22 protein-coding genes and 3 pseudogenes are annotated in these 22,328 nt (G+C 63.7%); 20 read left to right on the top strand and 5 right to left on the bottom strand.

Annotation, left to right across the window (positions count from 1 at the left end; genetic code table 11):
• Window positions 1-77 precede the first annotated feature (77 nt).
• From D7316_RS16730 to eutC, 4 genes and pseudogenes are all read left to right on the top strand, one after another.
• On the top strand, window positions 78-1,601 hold the full coding sequence (locus D7316_RS16730) for an acyl-CoA carboxylase subunit beta (protein ID WP_124709255.1): 1,524 nt from the start codon (window positions 78-80) through the stop codon (window positions 1,599-1,601).
• 9 nt (window positions 1,602-1,610) lie between these two features.
• Window positions 1,611-1,794 (top strand): annotated as a pseudogene (locus D7316_RS16735) (ethanolamine permease); the annotation flags it as partial.
• Window positions 1,791-3,198 (top strand): annotated as a pseudogene (locus tag D7316_RS16740) (ethanolamine ammonia-lyase subunit EutB). The pseudogenes D7316_RS16735 and D7316_RS16740, both read left to right, overlap by 4 nt.
• Window positions 3,195-3,971 (top strand): ethanolamine ammonia-lyase subunit EutC, encoded by a 777-nt coding sequence (gene eutC, locus D7316_RS16745; protein ID WP_124709256.1) that lies wholly within the window; start codon window positions 3,195-3,197, stop codon window positions 3,969-3,971. The pseudogene D7316_RS16740 and the gene eutC overlap by 4 nt, the downstream one beginning before the upstream one ends.
• A 9-nt stretch (window positions 3,972-3,980) precedes the next feature.
• Here eutC and D7316_RS16750 read toward each other — a convergent pair whose 3' ends face one another.
• A complete protein-coding gene (locus D7316_RS16750; RefSeq protein ID WP_124709257.1) occupies window positions 3,981-4,334 on the bottom strand; it encodes a type II toxin-antitoxin system PemK/MazF family toxin in 354 nt (117 codons plus the stop codon).
• A complete protein-coding gene (locus D7316_RS16755) occupies window positions 4,324-4,554 on the bottom strand; it encodes a toxin-antitoxin system protein (protein ID WP_124709258.1) in 231 nt (76 codons plus the stop codon). Before D7316_RS16755 ends, D7316_RS16750 begins: the two co-directional genes overlap by 11 nt.
• 193 nt (window positions 4,555-4,747) lie before the next feature.
• Between D7316_RS16755 and D7316_RS16760 the strand changes: the two are divergent.
• Window positions 4,748-5,684 (top strand): annotated as a pseudogene (locus D7316_RS16760) (AurF N-oxygenase family protein).
• An 8-nt stretch (window positions 5,685-5,692) separates the two neighbouring features.
• Here D7316_RS16760 and D7316_RS16765 read toward each other — a convergent pair.
• Window positions 5,693-5,968, bottom strand: coding sequence for a DUF1905 domain-containing protein (locus tag D7316_RS16765; protein WP_124709259.1), 276 nt, complete (start codon window positions 5,966-5,968; stop codon window positions 5,693-5,695).
• Between the two features lie 581 nt (window positions 5,969-6,549).
• Here D7316_RS16765 and D7316_RS16770 point away from each other — a divergent pair.
• Window positions 6,550-8,130 carry an FAD-binding oxidoreductase gene (locus D7316_RS16770; protein ID WP_124709260.1) on the top strand — a complete coding sequence of 527 codons (1,581 nt, stop codon included), beginning with the start codon at window positions 6,550-6,552 and terminating at the stop codon, window positions 8,128-8,130.
• 82 nt (window positions 8,131-8,212) lie between these two features.
• On the opposite strand, the gene D7316_RS16775 is transcribed toward D7316_RS16770, so the two are convergent.
• Window positions 8,213-8,701, bottom strand: coding sequence for a MarR family winged helix-turn-helix transcriptional regulator (locus D7316_RS16775; RefSeq protein WP_124709261.1), 489 nt, complete (start codon window positions 8,699-8,701; stop codon window positions 8,213-8,215).
• A gap of 228 nt (window positions 8,702-8,929) precedes the next feature.
• On the opposite strand from D7316_RS16775, the gene D7316_RS16780 reads away from it, so the two are divergent.
• Genes D7316_RS16780 through D7316_RS16805 form a run of 6 tightly spaced genes read left to right on the top strand, consistent with a single transcriptional unit; the run spans window position 8,930 to window position 15,433 of the window.
• Window positions 8,930-10,408, top strand: coding sequence for an aldehyde dehydrogenase family protein (locus D7316_RS16780; protein WP_124709262.1), 1,479 nt, complete (start codon window positions 8,930-8,932; stop codon window positions 10,406-10,408).
• A gap of 30 nt (window positions 10,409-10,438) precedes the next feature.
• Window positions 10,439-11,545, top strand: coding sequence for an NAD(P)-dependent alcohol dehydrogenase (locus D7316_RS16785; protein ID WP_124709263.1), 1,107 nt, complete (start codon window positions 10,439-10,441; stop codon window positions 11,543-11,545).
• A gap of 31 nt (window positions 11,546-11,576) precedes the next feature.
• Window positions 11,577-12,494, top strand: coding sequence for an SDR family NAD(P)-dependent oxidoreductase (locus tag D7316_RS16790; RefSeq protein ID WP_124709264.1), 918 nt, complete (start codon window positions 11,577-11,579; stop codon window positions 12,492-12,494).
• A 4-nt stretch (window positions 12,495-12,498) separates the two neighbouring features.
• The gene (locus D7316_RS16795) at window positions 12,499-13,392 is read left to right on the top strand and encodes an amidohydrolase family protein (protein WP_269462499.1); all 894 of its coding nucleotides are present in this window, start codon (window positions 12,499-12,501) and stop codon (window positions 13,390-13,392) included.
• Window positions 13,382-14,929 (top strand): acyl-CoA synthetase, encoded by a 1,548-nt coding sequence (locus tag D7316_RS16800; RefSeq protein ID WP_124709265.1) that lies wholly within the window; start codon window positions 13,382-13,384, stop codon window positions 14,927-14,929. Before D7316_RS16795 ends, D7316_RS16800 begins: the two co-directional genes overlap by 11 nt.
• 45 nt (window positions 14,930-14,974) lie before the next feature.
• A complete protein-coding gene (locus D7316_RS16805) occupies window positions 14,975-15,433 on the top strand; it encodes a MaoC family dehydratase (protein WP_124709266.1) in 459 nt (152 codons plus the stop codon).
• 131 nt (window positions 15,434-15,564) lie between these two features.
• Here D7316_RS16805 and D7316_RS16810 read toward each other — a convergent pair whose 3' ends face one another.
• Window positions 15,565-16,608, bottom strand: coding sequence for an AraC family transcriptional regulator (locus tag D7316_RS16810; RefSeq protein WP_197718253.1), 1,044 nt, complete (start codon window positions 16,606-16,608; stop codon window positions 15,565-15,567).
• Between the two features lie 179 nt (window positions 16,609-16,787).
• On the opposite strand from D7316_RS16810, the gene D7316_RS16815 reads away from it, so the two are divergent.
• From D7316_RS16815 to D7316_RS16850, 8 genes are all read left to right on the top strand, one after another.
• The gene (locus tag D7316_RS16815) at window positions 16,788-18,140 is read left to right on the top strand and encodes a cytochrome P450 (protein WP_124709267.1); all 1,353 of its coding nucleotides are present in this window, start codon (window positions 16,788-16,790) and stop codon (window positions 18,138-18,140) included.
• A gap of 17 nt (window positions 18,141-18,157) precedes the next feature.
• On the top strand, window positions 18,158-18,469 hold the full coding sequence (locus D7316_RS16820) for an EthD family reductase (RefSeq protein WP_124709268.1): 312 nt from the start codon (window positions 18,158-18,160) through the stop codon (window positions 18,467-18,469).
• Window positions 18,470-18,519: 50 nt separating this feature from the next.
• Window positions 18,520-18,930, top strand: a complete 411-nt coding sequence (locus tag D7316_RS16825; protein WP_124709269.1) for an SCP2 sterol-binding domain-containing protein — start codon at window positions 18,520-18,522, stop codon at window positions 18,928-18,930.
• Between the two features lie 56 nt (window positions 18,931-18,986).
• The gene (locus tag D7316_RS16830) at window positions 18,987-19,310 is read left to right on the top strand and encodes a 2Fe-2S iron-sulfur cluster-binding protein (RefSeq protein WP_124709270.1); all 324 of its coding nucleotides are present in this window, start codon (window positions 18,987-18,989) and stop codon (window positions 19,308-19,310) included.
• A complete protein-coding gene (locus D7316_RS16835) occupies window positions 19,307-20,542 on the top strand; it encodes an NAD(P)/FAD-dependent oxidoreductase (RefSeq protein ID WP_124709271.1) in 1,236 nt (411 codons plus the stop codon). Before D7316_RS16830 ends, D7316_RS16835 begins: the two co-directional genes overlap by 4 nt.
• Window positions 20,543-20,682: 140 nt before the next feature.
• The gene (locus D7316_RS16840) at window positions 20,683-21,219 is read left to right on the top strand and encodes a hypothetical protein (RefSeq protein WP_124709272.1); all 537 of its coding nucleotides are present in this window, start codon (window positions 20,683-20,685) and stop codon (window positions 21,217-21,219) included.
• An 86-nt stretch (window positions 21,220-21,305) separates the two neighbouring features.
• Entirely contained in the window at window positions 21,306-21,773 is a 468-nt protein-coding gene (locus D7316_RS16845) for a hypothetical protein (protein ID WP_232016938.1), read from the top strand.
• A gap of 12 nt (window positions 21,774-21,785) precedes the next feature.
• On the top strand, window positions 21,786-22,319 hold the full coding sequence (locus D7316_RS16850) for a hypothetical protein (RefSeq protein ID WP_124709274.1): 534 nt from the start codon (window positions 21,786-21,788) through the stop codon (window positions 22,317-22,319).
• Window positions 22,320-22,328: the final 9 nt, after the last annotated feature.

The following is a 22,328-nucleotide window of genomic DNA, read 5'->3' on the forward strand; positions in this document are numbered from 1 at the left end:
GATTGCAGATGGCGCACCCTGTCTGTGACTGCTGCGGTGCCGCGATCCGGGTCCACGCATCGGGCAGGATACGAACCATGGCTGACCGCGACGACCACCTTTCTCCGGCCACGGGACTCGAGGAGGTCGAGGCCCGCCGATACCTGACCACGGATGCGGGCCGCCCCGACCGCGTCACCCGGCGACACGCGGCCGGCAGGCGGACCGCACGCGAGAACATCGCCGACCTCGTCGACGACGGATCACTCATCGAATACGGGCAGTTCGTTACCGCGGCACAGGAGCAACGCAGCGAGTTGGTCGACCTGGTCACGCAGACCCCGGCGGACGGACTGATCGGCGGTACCGCGACCGTCGACGGTCTCGCCTGCGCGGTGATGTCCTATGACTGGATGGTGCAGGCCGGCACTCAGGGCATGCGTGGCCATCACAAGACCGACCGGTTGATCGACGTCGCCACCCGACTTCGGCTGCCCTCGGTGTTCTTCACCGAGGGCGGGGGTGGGCGACCGGGGGACACGGACTACCCGGTGGTCTCGGCCCTCGACGTCGGGTCATTCCGCATGTGGGGCGCCCTGGGAGAGGTGGCACCCCGCATCGCGATCGTCTCGGGTCGGTGCTTCGCGGGCAATGCGGTGCTGGCCGGCTCGGCGGACCTGCGGATCGCCACCCCCGACACCAACCTCGGCATGGCCGGACCTGCGATGATCGCCGGCGGCGGCCTGGGCCAGGTCAGCGCCGACGAGATCGGGCCGGCCACCGAGCAGGCCGAGAACGGCGTCATCGACGTGCTGGTCGACGACGAGGCAGAGGCGGTGGCCGTCGCCCGTCAACTCCTCGGGTTGATCAACCCGGCCGTCACCGAAACCCCCGAGGCGAGCGACCAGACGCTGTTGCGCGACCTCATGCCCGCCAACGACCGCGAGGCCTTTGACGTGCGGCCGCTCGCCGAGACGATCCTCGACGTCGGATCGGTCATCTGGCTCCGCGAGCACTGGGCGCCCGAATTGGTCACGGCCCTGGCCAGGATCGACGGCTTGCCCGTCGGTGTGATCGCCAACCAGTCGTCGCATCTCGCCGGTGCGTTGACCTCCGACGCCGCCACCAAGGCAGCCGACTTCCTGGACCTGTGCCAGCGATGGGGTATCCCGATCCTCAGCCTCGTCGACACCCCCGGCTTCATGGTCGGGCCGGAGGCCGAACGAACAGGCCTGGTGCGCACCGCATCACGGATGGTCAACGTCGGCGCCCGCTTCACCGGGCCGCTCATCGGCGTCGTCCTACGCCGCGGCTACGGACTCGGCGCCCAGGCCATGCTCGGCGGCGACACCCACCGGCCGATCCTCACCGTCGCCTGGCCACAAGCCCACCTCGGCCCGATGGGACTCGAAGGCGCCGTCCGGTTGTCGATGGCGAAGCAACTCGCCGCACTCCCCGAGGACGAACGCGAAGAACTCGTCCGCACCAGTACCGACGCGATGCGCGAACACGCCAAAGCGCTCAACGTGGCACGGGTGTTCGAGATCGACGACGTCATCGATCCGGCGGACACGCGACGGGTGGTGGTGGGGATGTTGCGGCGGGCGGGTAGTCGCGCCTGAGATACCTCGGTGATCGCAGTTGTGGCGATCATCACGACCTTCCTCGCCGGCATGGTGGCGGCGCTCCCTCTCCCCCGGCGTGCTCGCGATTTTCATGCTGTACTTCGCTCTGTACAGCCGACACCGGCTCGTCGCGAACTCTCCCAACGAGGAGTTCGCAGCACTGGCCGAGGCCGAGGAGGATCTGCGATGAGATACACCCAGTCGATCTCGGGAACCACCTACGAGTTCGACGGGCTCGTCGACCTCATGGCCAAGGCGACCCGTTGCGCTCCGGCGACGAACTCGCCGGGTGCGCGGCACACTCCGACGCCGAACGTGCAGCTGCGGCATGGCAACTCGCCGACCTCCCGCTGACGACGTTTCTCGACGATCAGGTCGTGCCGTACGAGTCAGACGAAGTGACCCGGCTCATCATCGACTCCCACGACCGGATGGCGTTCCAGGCGATCTCGCATCCGACGGTCGGAGGCCTGCGCGACTGGCTCCTGGCCGTATCCGCGCGGGAGGACAGCGCTGCTCAGATCGCGCAGTCGCACCGGGTCTGACCCCGGAGATGGTTGCCGCGACGTCGAAGATCATGCGAAACCAGGACCTCATCCTCGTGGCGTCCGCGCCGACGGTGACCGCATCGTTCCGGACCACCATCGGGCTGCCCGGTCGGATCACCACGCGTCTGCAACTCAATCACCCCACCGACGATCCGCGCGGCATCGCGGCAGCGACCCTCGACGGACTGCTGATGGGCTGTGGCGATGCGGTGATCGGCATCAACCCGGCCACCGACTCGCCTCATGCCACGTCGGATCTGTTCTACCTGCTCGACGACATCCGGCAACGCTTCGAGATCCCGATGCAGTCGTGCGTCCTCTCCCACGTCACCACCACGGTCGAGCTCATCGAGAAGGGTGTGCCGGTCGATCTCGTGTTCCAGTCGATCGCCGGCACCGAGGGCGCGAACAGCAGCTTCGGAATCGACATCTCGATCCTGCGCGAGGCCAACGAGGCCGGCCGCTCCCTGAAGCGCGGCACGGTCGGCGACAACGTCATGTATCTCGAGACCGGGCAGGGATCCGCTCTGTCGGCCGGCGCGCACATCGGGACCGGCGGCAAACCTGTCGACCAGCAGACCCTCGAGACCCGCGCTTACGCGGTCGCCCGGGTGCTCGAGCCGCTGCTCGTCAACACCGTCGTCGGGTTCATCGGGCCCGAGTACCTCTATGACGGCAAACAGATCATCCGCGCAGGTCTCGAAGATCATTTCTGCGGCAAGATCCTCGGACTCCCCATGGGCGTGGACGTCTGCTACACCAACCATGCCGAGGCCGACCAAGACGACATGGACACCTTGCTGACCCTGCTCGGCGTCGCCGGAGCCGCTTTCGTCATCGCGGTTCCCGGAGCCGACGACGTGATGCTCGGATACCAGAGCCTCTCGTTCCACGACGCCCTGTATGTTCGCCAGGCACTTGGCCTTCGGCCTGCACCCGAGTTCGAGGAATGGCTCGCCGGACTCGGCATGGCGGATGCGCAGGGGCGGATCCTCCCCGTCGACGTCGCGAGCTCGCAACTCCGATCGCTGACTGTCGCGCGATGAGCACCACACCGGAGCCCGCCGACGACCTGTGGGCCGACCTCCGACTCACCACCCGGGCGCGAATAGGCCTCGGACGCGCAGGCAATTCGCTGCCCTCGCAGCGGGTGCTCGAGTTCAAAGCAGCCCACTCCGCAGCGCGCGATGCCGTGCACGATCCCCTCGACATCGACGACCTGACAACCCAACTCGGAGACCTCGACGTCGACGATGCGCTCCACGTGCAGAGTCGAGCCGGCTCCCGCAGCGAGTACCTCCGTCGCCCCGATCTCGGACGACAGCCCGCCGACGTGTCCCATCTCCCGGAGACGGGCGCCGACATCGCGATCGTTCTCGCCGATGGGCTCTCGCCCAGGGCACTCACCGATCACGGCCGTGGGCTGCTCGAGGCACTCGTGACGGCGCTCGGTACGCGCTTCACGCTCGCACCACCGGTCATCGCCACCCAGGCGCGCGTCGCCCTGGGCGATCACATCGGCGAAGCCCTCGGCGTCCAGACGCTGATCGTGATCATCGGCGAACGGCCGGGCCTGTCCGTTGCCGACAGCCTCGGCATCTACCTCACTCACCTCCCTCGCCCCGGCCGCAGCGATGCCGATCGCAACTGCATCTCCAATATCCATCCACCCGACGGGCTCGACTACGCCACTGCCGCAAGGATCGCGGCCGCACTCGTCGACGGCGCGCGCAAGCTCGGTCGCTCCGGCGTTGCGCTCAAGGACACCTCACGAGCACAGCTCACCGAGAGCGAGGCTGCCGTGTTGGAGCAGTCGTAGAACGGCCACTCACCGTTCCGGGAGCGAGAGGAAATCGCGGAGCCACACGTCGACCTCACCCATGGTGTCTGTGTCGACGACACCGATCACGTCATGCAACCGTTCGCGCGTGACCGTACGGGGTTGCTCGGTCATCGCGAATGTCGGACGGGATGGCGTGAAAGCCGTTCCGCGCAAGCGGATGTGATTCGGCCAGCCCCGGTCCGTCGTCGTCGCGGGCAGGATGATCGCCAGCGAATCCGCCTGTTCGAGATACAGATTGCTCGCAATCACCAGCGCCGGACGCCTGCCGGACTGCTCGCGTCCTCGCACGGGATCCAACTCGGCCCAGACGACCATGCCGCGCCGAAGGTCAGCCGACATCGTCGCCCGAGCTCACTGCAGTATCCCAGTCGCCGAACTCATCCCAGTACTGGTCGTCGGCGCCCCGGATAGCCCGGCCGAACTCCTCCATCCGTTGCCGCCGTTCATATCCGTCGAGCAACTTCTCGATGAGACCGGCCGCGGTCACGCCATGGGCTTCGGCGTCGCGGTTGATGCGGTCCCGGAGTTCGACGGGCACTTTGATCGTTGTCGTCGCCACCGAATCAGTCTACCTGGGGGTATACCTAGTAGTCTACCTTTCCCACACGGGCACCTTGGGCCGCGCCGCTCCCGCCATCTACCTGACCATTGACGAACGTGACATTAGGTGATGTCATAAATCGGTAGCCTCATTCGTCCTCGACAGCCGCTCGATCGTCGACGACGCACAACTTTCTGGGAGACGCTCATACATGTCCGTAGGCACTGACCCACACCCGATCTCAGATACCGGAGCCGTCGAGAGTTTCTGCGACACCGGCCCCGACGAGGTGTCGGACCGGTTGCTGCGATCGGCCGCGCGCTCCTCACGCAACGCGGTGGTCGAGATCGACTGGAACGCACCCCTCGATCCGACGAAGTACGGCTGCAGCCCGGAGTGGTCGACACTGTTCGGCACCGCCTACTGGAACGAGATGACCGAGGAACAACGGATCTCGCTGACCCGGCACGAGTTCGCGTCGATCATGAGCATCGGGATCTGGTTCGAGATGATGCTGCAAGAGTTGGTCTTTCGCGATCAGTACCTGGCCGACTATCACCGGCCGGAGTTCCAGTTCGCCATGACCGAGGTCGCCGACGAATGTCGCCACTCGCTGATGTTCGCCCTGGCGACGAAGAAGATGGTCGGCACCTGCTATCAGCCGCATCCCCGCCTGGGGCGATTCGCGAAACTGTTCAAGAGCACCGCCAGAAACGAGGTCGCCTACGCCGGCATTCTTGTGGCCGAGGAGATCCTCGATGTCTTCCAGCGTGGATGCATGCGCGACGAGCGGGTTCTGCCATTCATCCGCACGGTGAACGAGATCCACGTCCTCGAGGAGTCCCGTCACATGCGTTTCGCGCGTGAGGAGGTCAGGCAGCGGATGCAGGGAGTCGGGTGGCTGCGCAGGCAGTGGAGCGCGCTGCGTCGCCATCGCGTCGTCGTACATCGTGTTGAGCCTTGTGCGACCTCGCGCCTACGCCGACGCGGGCCTGGACTACCACCGGGCTGTCGCCGAGATGCGTGCGAATCATCATTTCCAATCGATGGTGCGCAGCGGCTGCGCTCACCTGATGCAATTTCTTGACGAAGTGGGCCTACTCACTCCGGCAGCGGCACGCATCTATCGGAAAGTGCACATGCTCTAGGCACCGACTCATCGGCGCTCGGTCAACGACACTTCCACCTCGTCGCCGACTCCCTTCCCGATCTGCGACAACAATGCCGCCGTGATCGGAAGCTTGTGCCGGCCGTCGCCGAGCGCCATGAACGAGCTCTCGAACGGGCTGCCGTCGATGGTGCCGGTGACCTTCACCAAACCGCGTGTCCCGAAATGCGCCGCGGTCCAGTCAGTGACCACATAGGTCCATCCACCGGCCGCCGGGCTCTTCTCCACGACGGCGGTGAACGTCTTGTCCAGTGGGGTGCTCATGACGACCTCCTCGATGTCTGAGTGTCCCTCAGACCGACCACGCGACCACCAGGAATTCATCGGTAGCGAATCGCGCGGTGCCCGGCGTCTGATCGTGACGGCATCACCGATATCGCCAGCCTCGTCGCCGGAGCTCGCACGCTCAGTCGAACTCGTGAACACGATGACGTATGAATCGGCCTTTCCACTACCGAGGTGCTGGAGGGTATATCGGGCGCGAATCACGCGCGTCAAGCCTGACCACTTCATCCAGTGCCGTGCAGATCTCGCGGGACGCTCAGACAGGGGGCGGCCACGCGACGATCGCCACCTTCACCGTCGAACGCCCGCGGCATGGCGCCTGCGGGTAGTCGCACGCCCAGGCGGAGTCGTCCGGCCTCCCTCGGGCACGACGTTTTCCGGATATCGGCGGGGGCCGTCACGCTCGTCACCAGCAGTGATGTTGCCAGAGCGCACCCCTGGGCCGATGCGCTGAGTGGATTGACCACGTGTGTGGTCGCCCTCACACTAGTCATAAGGAAGCCTTACTGTTCTTGGCCGCGAACAGCGGTCTCGGATTGAATCAGATCAAGGAGATCTCAATGACGCGCACACTCCCTCCCGGTATCAGCGAGGAACAGTTCGACACCGCACTGCAGCGGTTCCGTGACGTGGTCGGGGACAAGTGGGTGCTGTCGGAAGCGACCGAACTCGAGAGCTTTCGCGACCCGTATCCGGTTGGTGCCGAAGAAGCGTTCATCCCCTCGGCGGTCATCTCTCCCGAGACGACCGAACAGGTACAGGACATCGTCCGTATCGCCAACGAGTACGGGATTCCGTTGTCCCCGGTCTCCACCGGCCGCAACAATGGCTACGGCGGCGCATCCCCGCGTCTGTCGGGCTCGATCATCGTCAAGACCGGCGAGCGCATGAACAAGATCCTCGAGGTCAACTCGAAGTACGCGTACGCACTTCTCGAGCCGGGCGTGTCGTACTTCGACCTCTACGAGCACCTGCAGGCCAACAACCCCGACCTGATGCTGGATTGTCCAGACCTTGGCTGGGGCTCCGTCGTCGGCAACGCGCTCGATCGCGGGGTCGGTTACACACCCTACGGAGATCACTTCATGTGGCAGACCGGCATGGAGGTCGTTCTGCCGCAAGGGGATGTCTTGCGAACAGGCATGGGCGCCCTGCCAGGCAGCGACACGTGGCAACTGTTCCCCTACGGCTTCGGCCCGAGCCCCGACGGCATGTTCACCCAGTCCAACCTCGGCATCGTAACCAAGATGGGTATCGGTCTGATGCCCAAGCCGCCCGCATCGATGTCGTTCGTGATCACCTTCGACAAGGAGGAGGATCTCGAGCAGATCGTTGACATCATGCTGCCGTTGCGTATCAATATGGCTCCGCTGCAGAATGTCCCGGTTTTGCGCAACATCTTCATGGACGCGGCTGCGGTCTCGAAGCGCGACGAGTGGTTCGCGGGGGACGGCCCGATGCCGGCGGACGCGATCGACAAGATGAAGAAGGAACTGAACCTCGGGTACTGGAACCTGTACGCGACGCTGTACGGGCCGCCGCCGATGATCGACATGTACTACTCGATGATCAAGGAGGCCTTCGGCCAGGTCCCTGGCGCCCAGTTCTTTACGCACGAAGAACGTCACGATCGCGGTGGCCACGTTCTCGCCGACCGTCACAAGATCAACAACGGCATCCCGAGTCTGGACGAACTGCAGTTGCTGGACTGGGTCCCCAATGGCGGTCACATCTGCTTCTCGCCAGTGTCGGCGCCCGATGGCAAAGAGGCGATGAAGCAGTTCGAGATGGTGCGGGCACGTGCCAACGAGTACAACAAGGACTACGCCGCGCAGTTCATCGTCGGCCTCCGCGAGATGCATCACGTGTGTCTGTTCGTCTACGACACCAGCGATCCGGACATTCGTCAGCAGGCCCTCGACATGACTCGCGTACTCGTGCGGGAAGCGGCCGAATCCGGATATGGCGAGTATCGGACCCACAACGCCTTGATGGACGACGTGATGGCGACGTTCAACTGGGGTGACGGTGCACTTCTGAAGTTCCACGAGAAGATCAAGGACGCCCTCGACCCCAACGGCATCTTGGCGCCGGGTAAGTCGGGCGTGTGGCCCGAACGCTTCCGCGGCGGCAACCACTAGCCACCCTTGTTCAGACGGTGACAACATGTCCTGCAATGACTCCCGGGTCGGCGGCGCACGCCGCCGACCCGGGCTCCACCCCTCAGTGAGCCGGATCTCCCAACGCGTTACGACATGCGGACAGATAGTCGCGGAAAGCATTTCTCTGGCGCGGACTCAAGCCGTCCACCATCGTGCGCTCGAGTTCATCGACTCTCGCGTCGTACTCTCGCAGCATCACCCGAGCGTCATCGGTGAGGCTGGTCAGCATCCGACGACGATCAGCTGGGTCCACACGGCGTTGTACGAGCCCGCGCCGCTCGAGAGTCGTGATCATCTCCCCCATGGTTTGGGCGGTGACGAAAGAATTACGCGCGAGCTCTGCCGAGGAGAGGCCGTCGCGGCGGCGCAAGACGGTCAGTGCGGTGTACTGCAGCGCCGTCAGGTTCATCGGGCGAAGCAGATCGTCCATGTGCGCTCGAATGGCCAGCTCGACCTGCTTGATCGCATACAACAACGTCGGCGCAGGATCGACGTCAGCAATATCGACATCGTCGACGACATCGTCAGGCAGGCCCACGCTGGCGCTCATCTCAGGTCCTCTCATCGTTCCCGCCGGAAGAAACCCTTCAGGTTTCCTGTCATACTAGAGGATCACACTCGACGACGGTGAGTGAGCGACCGCAATCGCCGCTTTCCGAAAGTTGTTACTCGAGAATCTCTTCCAACTCTTCTTGTCAGGCCCTCCCCTCCCACCCAACCACAAGGAACCCTTACTATTTGGGTTCGAACTTCCTACATGAATTCAGAGGCGACTCGCATGACCACACTCGACGATGCCGGGACGATCACTCGCCCGCAGCTTCCGCCCCGACAGCTCTACATCGACGGTCGCTGGCGCGAATCCTCCAGCGGCCGCCGCACCAACATCATCGATCCGTCCACAGGTGACACATTGACGTCGGTATCCGAGGCCGACTCCACTGATCTCGACCATGCTGTGCAGGCTGCGCGGACAGCGTTCGACGATGCCCGCTGGAGCGGACTTCCCGGACGCGAGCGCGCTCGTGTCCTCAACCGCGTGGCCGCACTCGTGCGTGAGCGAGCGGACGAGATCATCGCCGTGGAGAGCGCGAATGTCGGCAAGCCGGTGTCGTTGTGCAGACCGGTCGATGTCATCACCACCGCCGAGCAATATGAGTACTGCGCGTCTCTCGCGCAGCTGAATGATGGTGCAACTCGGGCCACGCCCATGCCCGCTCATGCTTACACCCGCCGCGAACCCCTGGGCGTCGTCGGAGCCATCACCCCGTTCAACTTTCCGTTGATCCTGTCGAGTTCGAAGATTGCCCCCGCCCTGGCCGCCGGAAACACCGTTGTGCACAAGCCGGCGGAAGACACCCCGCTCAGTGCCCTACTGATGGCCGAGATACTCACCGAAGCCGGTGTACCGGACGGCGTCCTCAACGTCGTGACCGGGCTGGGCGCTGAGGTGGGCGAGGCTCTGCTTCATCATTCGGGCATCGACAAGATCGCCTTCACCGGTTCGACGGCGATCGGACGACACGCGGCCAGCGTCGCGGGCGAGAATCTCGTCCCCGTCACCATGGAGTTGGGCGGCAACGCCGCGCACATAGTGTTCGATGACGCGGACGTGGAGAAGGCCATCGGTGCGATCATCAAGGGCTTCGTATTCAACACCGGACAGTTCTGCATGGGTGGGCCGCGCCTGCTTGTTGCCCGCGCTCTCCATGAAACCGTCATATCCATTCTCGCCGAGGCGGTCCCGGCCGTACCGATCGGCGACCCCTTCGACCCCGAAACCATCATCGGTCCGATGGCCGGGGACAAACACGTTCGCAAAGTCGAGGAGTACGTCTCTCTCGCCGAATCCGAGGGTGCGCGAATCGTGTGCGGCGGCACGCGATTGCCACGTGAAGGATTCTTTTACGCGCCCACAGTCATTGCCGAGGTGGACAACGACTCACGGGTGGTTCAAGAAGAGATCTTCGGGCCGGTCCTGACAGTGCAGACGTTCGACTCTGAAGAAGAGGCTGTCGAACTGGCCAACTCCACCGAATACGGACTGGCTGCCGGCCTACAGACACGTGATGTTGCGCGCGCGCACCGAGTCGCCGCGCGCCTCCAGGCAGGCATCGTGTGGGTCAACGACTGGGCAATGCTCGATCCCGCAGTGCCTTTCGGGGGTGTGAAGAACTCGGGCTTCGGCCGTGAGTATGGCCCCGAAGCCCTCGACTCGTATACCAAGACCAAGTCTGTTGTCATCTCACTCGCCTGACCTTCCGGTCGAACCAAGGAGTACATCGTCATGACCAGCACCACTGCCGCCGTCGTCGAGTCCGGAGGGGCTGAGTTCAGCCTGTCCCCGGTAGATCTCGACGAGCCTCGCCACGACGAGGTCCGTGTTCGTCTCGTGGCGGCCGGACTGTGCCACACCGACCTCGGAGTCGCGTCCGGCGCGCTTCCCTTCCCACTGCCCGGTGTCCTCGGACACGAGGGGGCCGGCGTCGTCGAGGCTGTGGGTGCGGGTGTGTCACGCGTTGAGCCCGGCGATCATGTTCTGCTGTCCTTCACCTCCTGTGGCACGTGCGGGAACTGTCGTGACGGTCACCCGGCCTACTGCGATACGTGGTTGCCGCAGAACCTGATCGGTGGTGCCCGAACTGACGGCAGCAGCCCGGTCACGCGTGACGGCAAGGACCTGGGTGGACACTTCTTCGGCCAGTCCTCCTTCGCTCAGCATGCAATTGTCGACGAACGTAGCGTTGTCAAGGTCGACTCCGCTGCACCACTGGACCTGCTTGCTCCACTGGGGTGTGGCGTCCAGACGGGCGTCGGCGCGGTGTGGAACGTGTTGCAGCCGCGTCCGGGACACACGCTCCTGATCACCGGGGCCGGAGCCGTGGGGCTGTCGGCGGTGATGGCGGCAGCGATGACACCGGCAACCACGATCATCGTCGTCGATCGCGTGGCCGAACGGCTGCGGCTCGCCACGGAACTGGGCGCCACCCACACGATCGATGCATCCACTCAGGACGCGGCTGAGACGATTACCGACATCACCTCTGGTGCTGGGATCGATGGCGCTGTCGAAACCACCGGCAACACCGCAGTCCTGCGGACGGCGGTGGATGCGCTCGCCCCTCGAGGTACCGCGGTCATCGTCGGCGCCCCCGCATTCGGCACAGAAGTGGCACTCGACGTCAACGCGATGATTCCCGGGCGCAACGTGATTGGACTGACCCTGGGAGACAGCGAAACCCAAACCCTGATCCCGGCACTGGTTGCCATGGTGCAATCCGGTCGCCTACCGCTCGACAAACTGATCACCCACTACCCGTTCGAGGACATCAACGTCGCCGTGGCCGACATGGTCGGCGGTTCCACCATCAAGCCCGTTCTGAGATTTCAGTAACCACCACCTAGTTCAGAGGAGCACAACAGACATGGACCTCAGCGGAAAAGTCGCCGTCGTCACCGGTAGCGGACAAGGCCTCGGCCTGGCTTACGCCCGCGCCCTTGCCTCAGCAGGGGCCGCCGTCGTCATCAACGACGTGAACCCCGAGACCGCCGAGAAGGCCGTCGCCTCGATCAATGAATCCGGTGGCCGCGCTGTCGCAGAGGTGACCGCAGTCGGATCGGAGGAGGCAGCATCAGCTCTCGTCGAACGCGCAGTCGGCGAGTTCGGCCAGCTCGACATCATGGTCACCAACGCCGGAATCTTGCGCGACAAGGTGCTGTGGAACCTGGCCGCCGACGACTTCGACGCGGTCATCCGAGTCCACCTCCGCGGCACATTCCTGTGTGCGCGCGAGGCCGTCAAGCATTTCCGAGAGCGCGGCAACGGCGGACGGCTCATCCTGGCCGGCTCGCCCGCGGGTCAGCGCGGAAACTTTGGGCAGACCAATTACGCTGCGGCCAAGGCAGGTATCGCTGCGATGGCACGCACCTGGGCGATGGAGTGCGCGAAGGCCAAGGTCACGGTCAACGCGATCGTTCCCAACGCCGCGACTGCGATGACCTCGACGATCCCGTTCTTGGCGCCGTACGTCGAAGGCCTGGAGAAGGGGGAGCCCATCCCCTCAGTGGTTCGACGGGCTGCGTCGTTCGGCACCGCCGACGATGTCGCCGGACTCGCGGTGTTCTTGGCCTCCGACGCCGCCGCCGGCATCAGCGGCCAGTGCATCGGCATCGGCGGCGATCGACTGACCCTCTGGTCACACCCATCCGAGGTCGCCTCGGCGTTCCACGACGGCGGGTGGTCCGCCGACGACATCGCCGAGGCCTTCGACTCCAGCATCGGCGAGCGTCTCGAGACCTACGGCATCCCGCTGCCGAACATTCCTACGACACAGAAGGGATGATCGTGTGAGCACCACACTGGATCTGGAAAACCTCACTGCGATAGACGTTCACACCCATGCCGAGAACGATGGCTGCGGCCATTACTCGCTGCCGGACGACCTTCGCGCCGGTGCCGGAACGTACTTCGGCTCGGACGAGGGACCACCGACCCTCGACGAACTGGCCGATTACTACCGCAGCCGCAAAATGGCCGCAGTCGTGTTCACTGTCGACGCCGAGGCCGCGCTCGGGCACGGGCGTATCAACAACGAGGCAATCGCCGAGGCGGCCGGGCGTCATCCCGACGTGATCATCCCGTTTGCCAGCATCGATCCGGCCAAGGGAAGGCTCGGGGTCCGCGAAGCACAGCGACTGATCGACGAACACGGCGTAAAGGGCTTCAAGTTCCATCCGAGCGTCCAAGAGTTCTATCCCAACGATCGCGGGGCGTATCCGCTCTACGAGGTAATCGCGGAAGCGGGCCTGCCGGCGCTGTTCCATTCCGGACAGACCGGCATCGGGTCCGGGATGCCTGGCGGTGGCGGCATCCGTCTCAAGTACAGCAACCCGATGCACCTCGACGACGTCGCGGTCGACTTCCCCGACCTGACCATCATCATCGCCCATCCGTCGTTTCCCTGGCAGGACGAAGCACTCGCAGTGGCCACGCACAAGCCGAAGGTCTACATCGACCTCTCGGGATGGTCGCCCAAGTACTTTCCGCCACAACTCGTGCAGTACGCCAACTCACTGTTGAAGAACAAGGTGCTCTTCGGCTCGGACTTCCCACTGATCAGCCCAGACCGCTGGCTCGAGGACTTCGACAAGATCACGATCAAAGATGAAGTGCGTCCGAAGATACTGAAGGACAATGCGATTCGTGCGCTGGGACTGAAAGACGCCGGCCATGGCCAATGACATCGCGTCCGCCGACACCGGCCTCGGGAGCTGGCCATGGCGGCGTGCACGCATCACACCTGATCGCATCGCACTGATCGACGACGACCGTTCGCTGACCTACCGTCAGTTGGCCGACAACACCGAACGGCTGGCGTCGGCGTTTCGTGTCGCAGGACTCGACCGCGGGGCCCGGGTCGCCTACCTGGGCCCGAACGACATCGCGGCATTCGAATCGCTGTTCGCTGCCGGTCTCGGCGGACACGTATTCGTGCCACTCAACACGCGGTTGTCGGCGCGAGAGATCGACTTCATGCTCGAGGATTGCAGTGCCGATGTGCTGATCGTCGCGCCGAGCCATCACGACGTCGTCGAGCAACTCACCGTCAGACCATCGACGATCCTGACGCTGGGTCCTGGCGACGATGTACCCGGGGCCAGGGAGTTCCGCAACTTCATGGCCCAGGGAGGCCTCGGGGACGGCTTCGCGCCGGTCGGACTCGATGATCCCTGCCTGGTCCTCTACACGTCCGGCACCACCGGGTTGCCCAAGGGCGCCGTGCTCACCCACGGCAACCTGACCTTCAACACTGTCAACCAACTCGCCCACCTCGATGTACTGAGTTCCGACAGAGCACTTGGCATCGCACCGATGTTCCATGTCACCGGCCTCAACCAGGTGACACTGCCCACCTTGTTCAAGGGCGGATCGGTGCGCCCGGTAGGCAAATTCGACGCGGGGACAGTGCTGAAGAGCATCGAGGAACATGCTGTCAATTGCTTCTCGGCGGTGCCGACCATCCTGCAGATGCTCTGCGAGCACCCTTCATGGCAATCGACCGACATAAGCACGGTTCGTTACGTCATCTACGGCGGTTCACCGGTCATCGAACGCGTCGCCAAGGCGTGGTTGGACCGAGGCGTGCAGTTGCTCCAGGGATATGGAATGACCGAGGCGGCCGCCGGAATCTATCTGTCGATCGCCGATGGCGCCGCCGATCATCCCGTGTCAGTCGGCTTTCCGCACTTCTACACCGACGTCGGCATCGCGAAAGACAACTCGGTTCATCCGGTCACCTCCGACGACCGGGGTGAATTGCTGGTGCGCGGACCAAACGTGTTCTCGGGCTACCTGAATCGCTCCGAAGCAACCGACTCGTCATTTGATGGAGATTGGTTTCGCACCGGTGATGTCATCGCCACCGATCACGCCGGCTGGACGTCCGTCGTCGATCGGGTGAAAGACATCATCATCTCCGGTGGCGAGAACATCTACCCTGCCGAGGTCGAGGCAGTCCTGACCGACTACCCGGGAGTGGTCTCGGCCGCGGTCGTGGGGGTCAACGACGACAAATGGGGTGAGGTAGGCACTGCATTCGTGGTGACCGATGGTCGAGCGATCGACAAACACGACATCGCCGAGTACCTCGCAGGGCAGATCGCGCGCTACAAGATCCCCAAGAGTTTCCATGTCGTCGAGGACATCCCGCGCAGTGCCACCGGCAAGATCCTCCGAACCGAACTGCGGACCATCGCGGCCGACCAGGTACCGCACTGACCCCCTGATTGCATCACGTGATCACCGAACCGATAGGAGCACAACATGACAACAACCATTTCCAGCCCGAAGGATTTGCTCGATCTGGCCGGCCAGGACCTCGGGGTCAGTGAGTGGCTCGAAGTTCCTCAGCGCGACATCGACACCTTCGCCGAGGCAACTCACGATCATCAGTGGATTCACACCGACGTCGAACGAGCGAAGACAGGTCCGTTTGGTGAGACCATCGCCCACGGTTACCTGACCTTGTCCCTGCTCATCCCACTGTGGTCGGAGATCCTCGAGATCACCGAACTGAAGATGGCCGTCAACTACGGGTTGAACAAGGTGCGATTCCCCGCTCCGGTGCCTGCCGGATCGTCGATTCGGTTGGCCGCCAACGTGGTCTCAGTCGAGGAGGTCAAGGGTGGCGGCTATCAGGTCACCGTCGCCGCCACAGTGGAATGCAACCGCTCGGAGAAGCCCGTCGTGATCGCCGAGATGGTCTACCGCTACTACGGCTAGAACACACTCTCCGCTTCGGGGAGTCGTGGAGCCCTCTCGCCACGACTCCCCAAAGCGATCGGCAGCACGCTACTCATCGACCGACAACCATCATCCGGCCGCAGTCGGTCACACTCTCAGGGGCCCAGTCCTCACCCTTTGCCTGCCAGATAGAGTGCGCCCTCGGCCGGGACAAGCGTGTGACGCGGAGTGGAGCGAAGCGCGTTCGACGGCGTCTCCCCGAACATCTCGCGGTACTGTCCGGCAAAGCGACCGAGGTGGGTGAATCCCCACCGGAACGCGACTTCTGCGACTCCGACTTCGGCGGCATCGGCTGCCAGCAGATCCTGACGCGCACGACGGAGGCGTAGGTCCCGCATGTATCGGGTCGGAGTGGTCTGTAACGACTTCTGAAAACCACTTTGTAAAGCCCGCAAACTCAGGCCCACGGCTTGCGCGACCATTTGCGGCGTCACGTGCTCGTCGACATGCTCGTGCATGTATTCGCGGGCGTGCGCGATCGCGGCTGGACAAGCTGCCTCTCCCACCACCGACAACCGATCGGTGTAGTCGTGATTCGACGCCAGCAAGAGTCCCATGATCAAGCTTTGGGTGAGAGAACCCGCCAACATAGGATTTCGGAACAGCGAGTCGCTGACGCGCAGCGTGCTCGCGAGGGCCTGCACCACCGACCACCACTGCTGACCGTGTCCGCTCGAGATGTCCAGAGCGAGGTCGAAGCCGATCGGGTCCGCGATCTGCTGCCCGAGCATGGCCGAGAGCTGTTCGTCGACTGCATTGCGGTCGATCTTCACCGCCAGCATTCGGGAGGGGGTGTCCCCCCACCCCCGCAGGATCGTTCCCTGATCCGCACGGTAGACCGCGGCGCGGTCCTTGGTTGCGACAACTCGGTTGCTTCCCGAACCTGTCAACAACTGCCCGGCAAACGGGATGTTGATGTGATAGGAGTCCTCGAGCGGACCGGTCTCGATCTGCACCTCGGTGTCGTAGGTCAGCCACCCCAACGTGACGGGCCCCAGACGTGCCGCGTCGATGTGCATGCTGAACTTGCGCGCATCACCGAGGACATCGACGGAGTGCGGGTAATACAACCGTCCACCCACCTGGCGGGCCTCATCGACGTCGGCGCTCATGACCGACAGCCGTCCCCCGCCCACGCCTACTTCACTTTCCATGGATCAATGAGATCAGAGTCACACCTTTATTGCAAGGAACCCTTACCTTTCCGCACCGGCATTCCGGTTGCGTTGGATGGACAACTCCCGGCGTCCAGTGGATCGACGGTGTGTGAGGGCGGCCCTACCGTTCATTTAACGAGTGGTTCGCATCACACCGACCGACGACAGGAATCAGCATGACTGTGCAACACGATCTCCCCGCTGAGAGCACCACCCCTGACGGCTGCCCGGTTTCGAGTGTCACCGAGACGCCGACTGGCTGTCCCATCTCCCACCAGGCTGCGGCGTTCGATCCGTTCAAGGGTGACTACCAGGTCAATCCGGCCGACTCGCTGCGTCTGGCCCGGACCGAGGAGCCGGTCTTCTACAGCCCAGTTCTGGACTACTGGGTGGTCACCCGCTACGACGACATCAAGGAGATCTTCAAGAACCCGGACCTGTTCTCCGCAGCCATCACTCTTGAACAGATCACTCCGGTCAGCGAGGAAGCCATCGAGATCCTCGACAAGTACGACTTCGCACCCGGACCCACCATCGTGAACGAAGACGAACCGATCCACACGGAGCGTCGTCGTGCACTGTTCGCGCCGTTCGAGGCCGAGGCCGTCGCCGAGCTGGCGCCGGCGATCACCGAGGTCACCAACGAGTACATCGACAAGTTCGTCACGCGGGGTCAAGCCGACCTCGTGGACGACCTGTTCTACGAGGTGCCGTGCATCGTTGCACTGAAGTTCCTCGGAGTGCCCGACGAGGACATCGAGACATGCCGCCAGTTCGGCATGCAGCAGACCCTGTTCACGTGGGGACGGCCGCCGGCCGAAGAGCAGAATCGCGTCGCCACCGGTATGGGGCAGTTCTGGGAATTCGCCGGCGGACTCGTCGAACGTCTCAAGCAGACACCAGATGCGCCGGGTTGGATTCCACACGCCATCCGTGTGCAGGCCGACAATCCCGAGCTCATCACGGACAACTACCTGCAGAACATCATGATGAGTGGGATCCTCGCAGCGCACGAGACCACCACGAACGCGTCCGGTAACGCTTTCCGGACCTTGCTGGAGAACCGGCACGCGTGGGACGCGGTGTGCGAGGACCCGGATCTCATCCCCAAGGCAATCGAGGAGTGCCTTCGCTATGCGGGGTCCGTGGTGGCATGGCGCCGGATGACAACCGACGACACTGCTGTCGGCGGTGTCGAGATCCCCGCCGGCTCACGCGTTCTCATCGTCACCGCATCAGCCAATCGCGACGAGACGATGTTCCCTGAACCGGACGAGTTCGACATCAACCGCAAGAATGCCCGCCGACACCTGACCTTCGGTCTCGGCACGCACACCTGTATGGGAGCCACCCTGGCACGACAGGAGTTGCGCATCTTCATCGGCGAGATCACTCGTCGTCTGCCCCATCTGAGACTGGTCGAGGATCAGTCGTTCACCTATCTGCCCAACACGTCGTTCCGCGGGCCGGAGCACGTGCTCGTCGAGTGGGACCCGAGCCAGAACCCCATCCCCGCAGACCGCCCCTGAGCACCAGGAGACAACTGATGTATCACGTCACCATCACCTACGGGCATCCCGAGGATCCCCAAGCGTTCGACGAGTACTACTCGACAACCCATCTGCCGCTCGCGGCCAAGATCCCCGGCGTCCGCGCCTTCTCCGCCGGGAGGACCGAGACACTTGACGGTACTGCGCCGTCCGTGTACTACCTGGCGTCGATCACCTTCGACGACAAGGAATCGGCGGCAGCCGGATTCACATCTCCCGAGGGCCAGGCCGCTGCCGCCGACATCCCCAACTTCGCCACCGGCGGGGCGACCCTCCACTTCAATCCGGCGGAGATCTCCATTCCCTGATCGACCGACCAATCCCGACCACAACCCCGATTCCAGTAAGGACTGACCCCATGCCCAGCTTCACCAACGCCTCGGACCTCTACACCTTCGTCGGCGGAATCTTCGAAAAGGCCTACCAGGACCCCGATCTCGGACCCAAGCTCTCGGGAACCGGAGCTGTTCTCCTCGTCAAGTGCACCGACCCGGACAGCGAGGTCGTCCTCGACATGCCCAACAAGAAGGTGTACCCGAGCGCCGCAGACTCGCCCGAAACACCCAACGCCACCATGCGTATGGACACCGACACCGCCAACCGATTCTGGCAGGGCAAAGTCAACATGACGCTCGCAATGGCCAAGGGCCAGGTCAAGACCGAAGGCGCGATCATGAAGGTACTCAAGCTTGTGCCCAGCACCAAGTTCCTGTTCCCCATCTACATCGATGACCTCAAGAACGCCGGTCGCGAAGACCTGCTCGTCTAGCACGCACCACCGCTACGGCGCAGCACTCTCAGAAATCCGAAAGCGAGATGGGACTCATGCCCACCATCACCTATGTCCAGAATGACGGGACCAAGCAAGAGCTCGAGGTACCTGCAGGCAAGCGGATCATGCAGGCGGCGGTCAGCGCCGGGATCGACGGCATCGTCGCCGAATGCGGCGGCCAGGCAATGTGCGCCACGTGCCATGTGTACGTGGATGCCGCATGGCTCGACAAGCTGCCGGAGATGAACGATGACGAGGACGAGATGCTCGAGGACACGATCAGCATGCGGACGGCCGAGAGCCGCTTGTCCTGCCAGATCCCGGTTACAGAGGATCTGGACGGCATCGTCGTGCGACTGCCGGAGACGCAGGTATGACCGCCACACCGAACCGGGTCGTCATCGTCGGTGCGGGGCAAGCCGGATTCGAAACCGCGACGTCATTGAGAAGTCGAGGATTCGAAGGCGCCATCACCGTGTTCGGCGACGAACCCGATGTACCGTATCAACGCCCACCCCTGTCGAAGGCCTTCCTCAAAGGCGAACCCGACCCGGATTCGGTGTGGCTTCGTCCGCTCGACTACTTCACGTCCCACCGTATCGATCTGCGGTGTGGAAGCCCGGTGGTCGCCATCGATCGAGATGCCCAGCAGGTCGCTCTGCTCAGCGACGACACCATCGGCTACGACCACCTGGTGCTGGCCACCGGGACACGGAATCGAGAACTGCCCGTACCCGGAGCCGGCCTACAAGGTGTCCAGTACCTGCGCACGCTCAGCGAGGCTCATGAACTCGCCTCCACCCTGACCTCGTGCAAATCGGTCGTCGTCGTCGGCGGCGGATTCATCGGGCTCGAGGTGGCCGCGGCCGCCTCACGCCATGGCGCCAGTGTCACTGTGGTCGAGGCGCTGGATCGCCCCATGGCGCGTGCCGTCAGTGAGACGATCTCGTCGTTCTTCGTCGACGAGCACGCCAAGCGCGGAGTCCAGTGGCGGCTGGGTGTCGGAGTGACCGAGATAGAAGAGCGGGACGGTCGAGCCGCGGCGGTGCGAACCAGCGACGGGGAGACCATTCCCGCCGACATCGTCGTCGTCGGAATCGGTGTTCTGCCGAACACCGAACTGGCGAGCGATGCGGGCCTGGCGGTGGACAACGGCATCGTCGTCGATCGCCATCTACAGACCGAGGACGAGCGCATCTCCGCGATCGGCGACTGCGCAAGCTATCCCAACACCGCAGGTACCGGACGGCTTCGGCTGGAGTCGATCCAGAACGCAGTCGACCACGCGCGCTGCGTCGCCAATCGACTGGTCGGGAACGACCGCCCCTACGCCAGCGTCCCGTGGTTCTGGACCGAGCAGTACTCGAGCAAACTGCAGATGGCCGGCTTGGTCACCGGCCACGACAACACCGTGGTGCGCGGATCGATCTCTGACGGCGAGTTCTCAGTCTTCTGCTTTGCAGGCGACCAACTACTCGGAGTCGAATCGGTCAATCGCACGCGCGATCACATGGCTGCACGAAAGTTGTTGGCAGCCAACGCAACACCGACGAGAGAACAGGTCACGGATCTCGACTTCGATCTCAAGTCCCTGGCCCGCGCATCCTAGCTTCTACCTCATGATCGACCCTCCAACCTGACCGTCATCGGTCGGTCAGGCACGTCGGTGCAGCACGGGGACTGCGACCGACCTCGCCCATCGGCGCCATCACCCGCAGTGGCCATCAGACCACGACGTCAGGAGAACCCGTGCACATCACCGAGCCCAGCCTCGACGACCCCGAATCGGGCGAGGACATCGAGTACCCGATCGAGCGATACGACGGTCGCGACACCAACGCCGTGGCCGCGTCCGTCGCCTCGCTGCTCCGGGACAACTTTCACGCCGACCCGGGCCGAGCTCGACTGAGCCGCCGGTTGGGCAGACCGGTCGCCATCTATGACGCGAGTTCTGACGACAGCGCGACGATCGATTTTCGGGCCACCGGCGCCACCGTTTACAACGGCATCGCCGGCAGACCGACGATAGTCGTCGAACGCGAGCCCGAGTCTCTCCGTGAGTTGCCGGCGATCGCCGTTCGTCGATTCAGTACTGCCGGCACGCTGTTGTTCACCCGCACCGGGGCCGCGATCCTCCGTGCCGTACTCACGGGGACCGTGCCCGTGCACCGTGCCGTTCTCCATCCCCTGGTCACCGTGCGGCTGCTCGCTATTCTCGCCCCGCCGACGGACCCCGCGCACACCGAGATGAGCGCAGACCCATCGACCGCGACGAGCGCGGCATGAATGGCCGCACCGCAACACCGACAGCTAAGCGCCGAGTGGCTCAGGCAGCCCTCGTCATCATCGTGGTGGTTGTGGGAGTTCTGTACATGGGTCCGAGACTGTTCAATCTGACGGCCACACCATATCGGCTGGATCAGACCATCGTCTCGGCCGACAACTACAACCCGGCGCTGGACACGATCATCGGCCATGAGAAGACGACACTGGCGGCATTCGATGCACTCGACGAGATGCAGAAGGCAATCGACAGCGTGCAGGTCACTGATACCCGCGTCGACGCCGAACTGACCACATTGACTCGTCAGATCAGTGACGACATCCGGGCGACTCTGGCGCGGGCCAACGTCAATCTGGGTGGGTTGATCGGCGAACTCGATGGCCTGACAACCCGTATCGACACTCTGTCCGGAACTGTCGACGGCACCGCGAACAGTCTGAACGACAACCGCACTCGGTTGGCCGCAATTCTCGACGATGCACGGGCGACCGCGGCGAAAGTCCACAAGACCCGTCAGTCCGCGGATTCAGCCGCCGACGACCTGTCTGGACAATAGGGAGAAACGACGATGACTTTCTTCGGCAAACAGGGCGGGCCGGTCCGCATGGTGCTGGCGCTGGCCGCGGTGACCATGCTGGCTCTGCTCAGCTTCGTCATCTTCAACCTCAACACCAGGCTGGACAATCAACATCAGGCCAACCTCGACAGCATCCAACGATCCGAGCAGATCGTCACTGTCAACGACCAACTCACCGGTCAACTGGCGGATCTGACCGCACTGACCGCTGACGCGCAGAAAGCGCTCGACGCCACCGCTGCGCTGGGCCCGGTACTAGCGAAACTCGGCGATGCCATCGCCCCGGCAGCCGAGCTGCTCACGACCAACACCGCAGGCGCCCAGCTGACCAACGAGCAGCTCGGCGCCATCGCATCCGCACTCAGCCAGGTGCACGGCAAGGTGCAGGCCCTGCAAGCCTCGGCGCAGGAATTCGGCAACCAGGGTGACCAATTGCTGCAGCTGGTCGCAGGATTGGTCACCGACCTGCAGAGCTCGGTGTCCTCGGCACAGACGATCAATCAGATGCTGCCGCTGCCGGGCTGAGGTCCCTCG

Origin of the sequence: Gordonia insulae (assembly GCF_003855095.1) — a bacterium.
Lineage (GTDB): Bacteria > Actinomycetota > Actinomycetes > Mycobacteriales > Mycobacteriaceae > Gordonia > Gordonia insulae.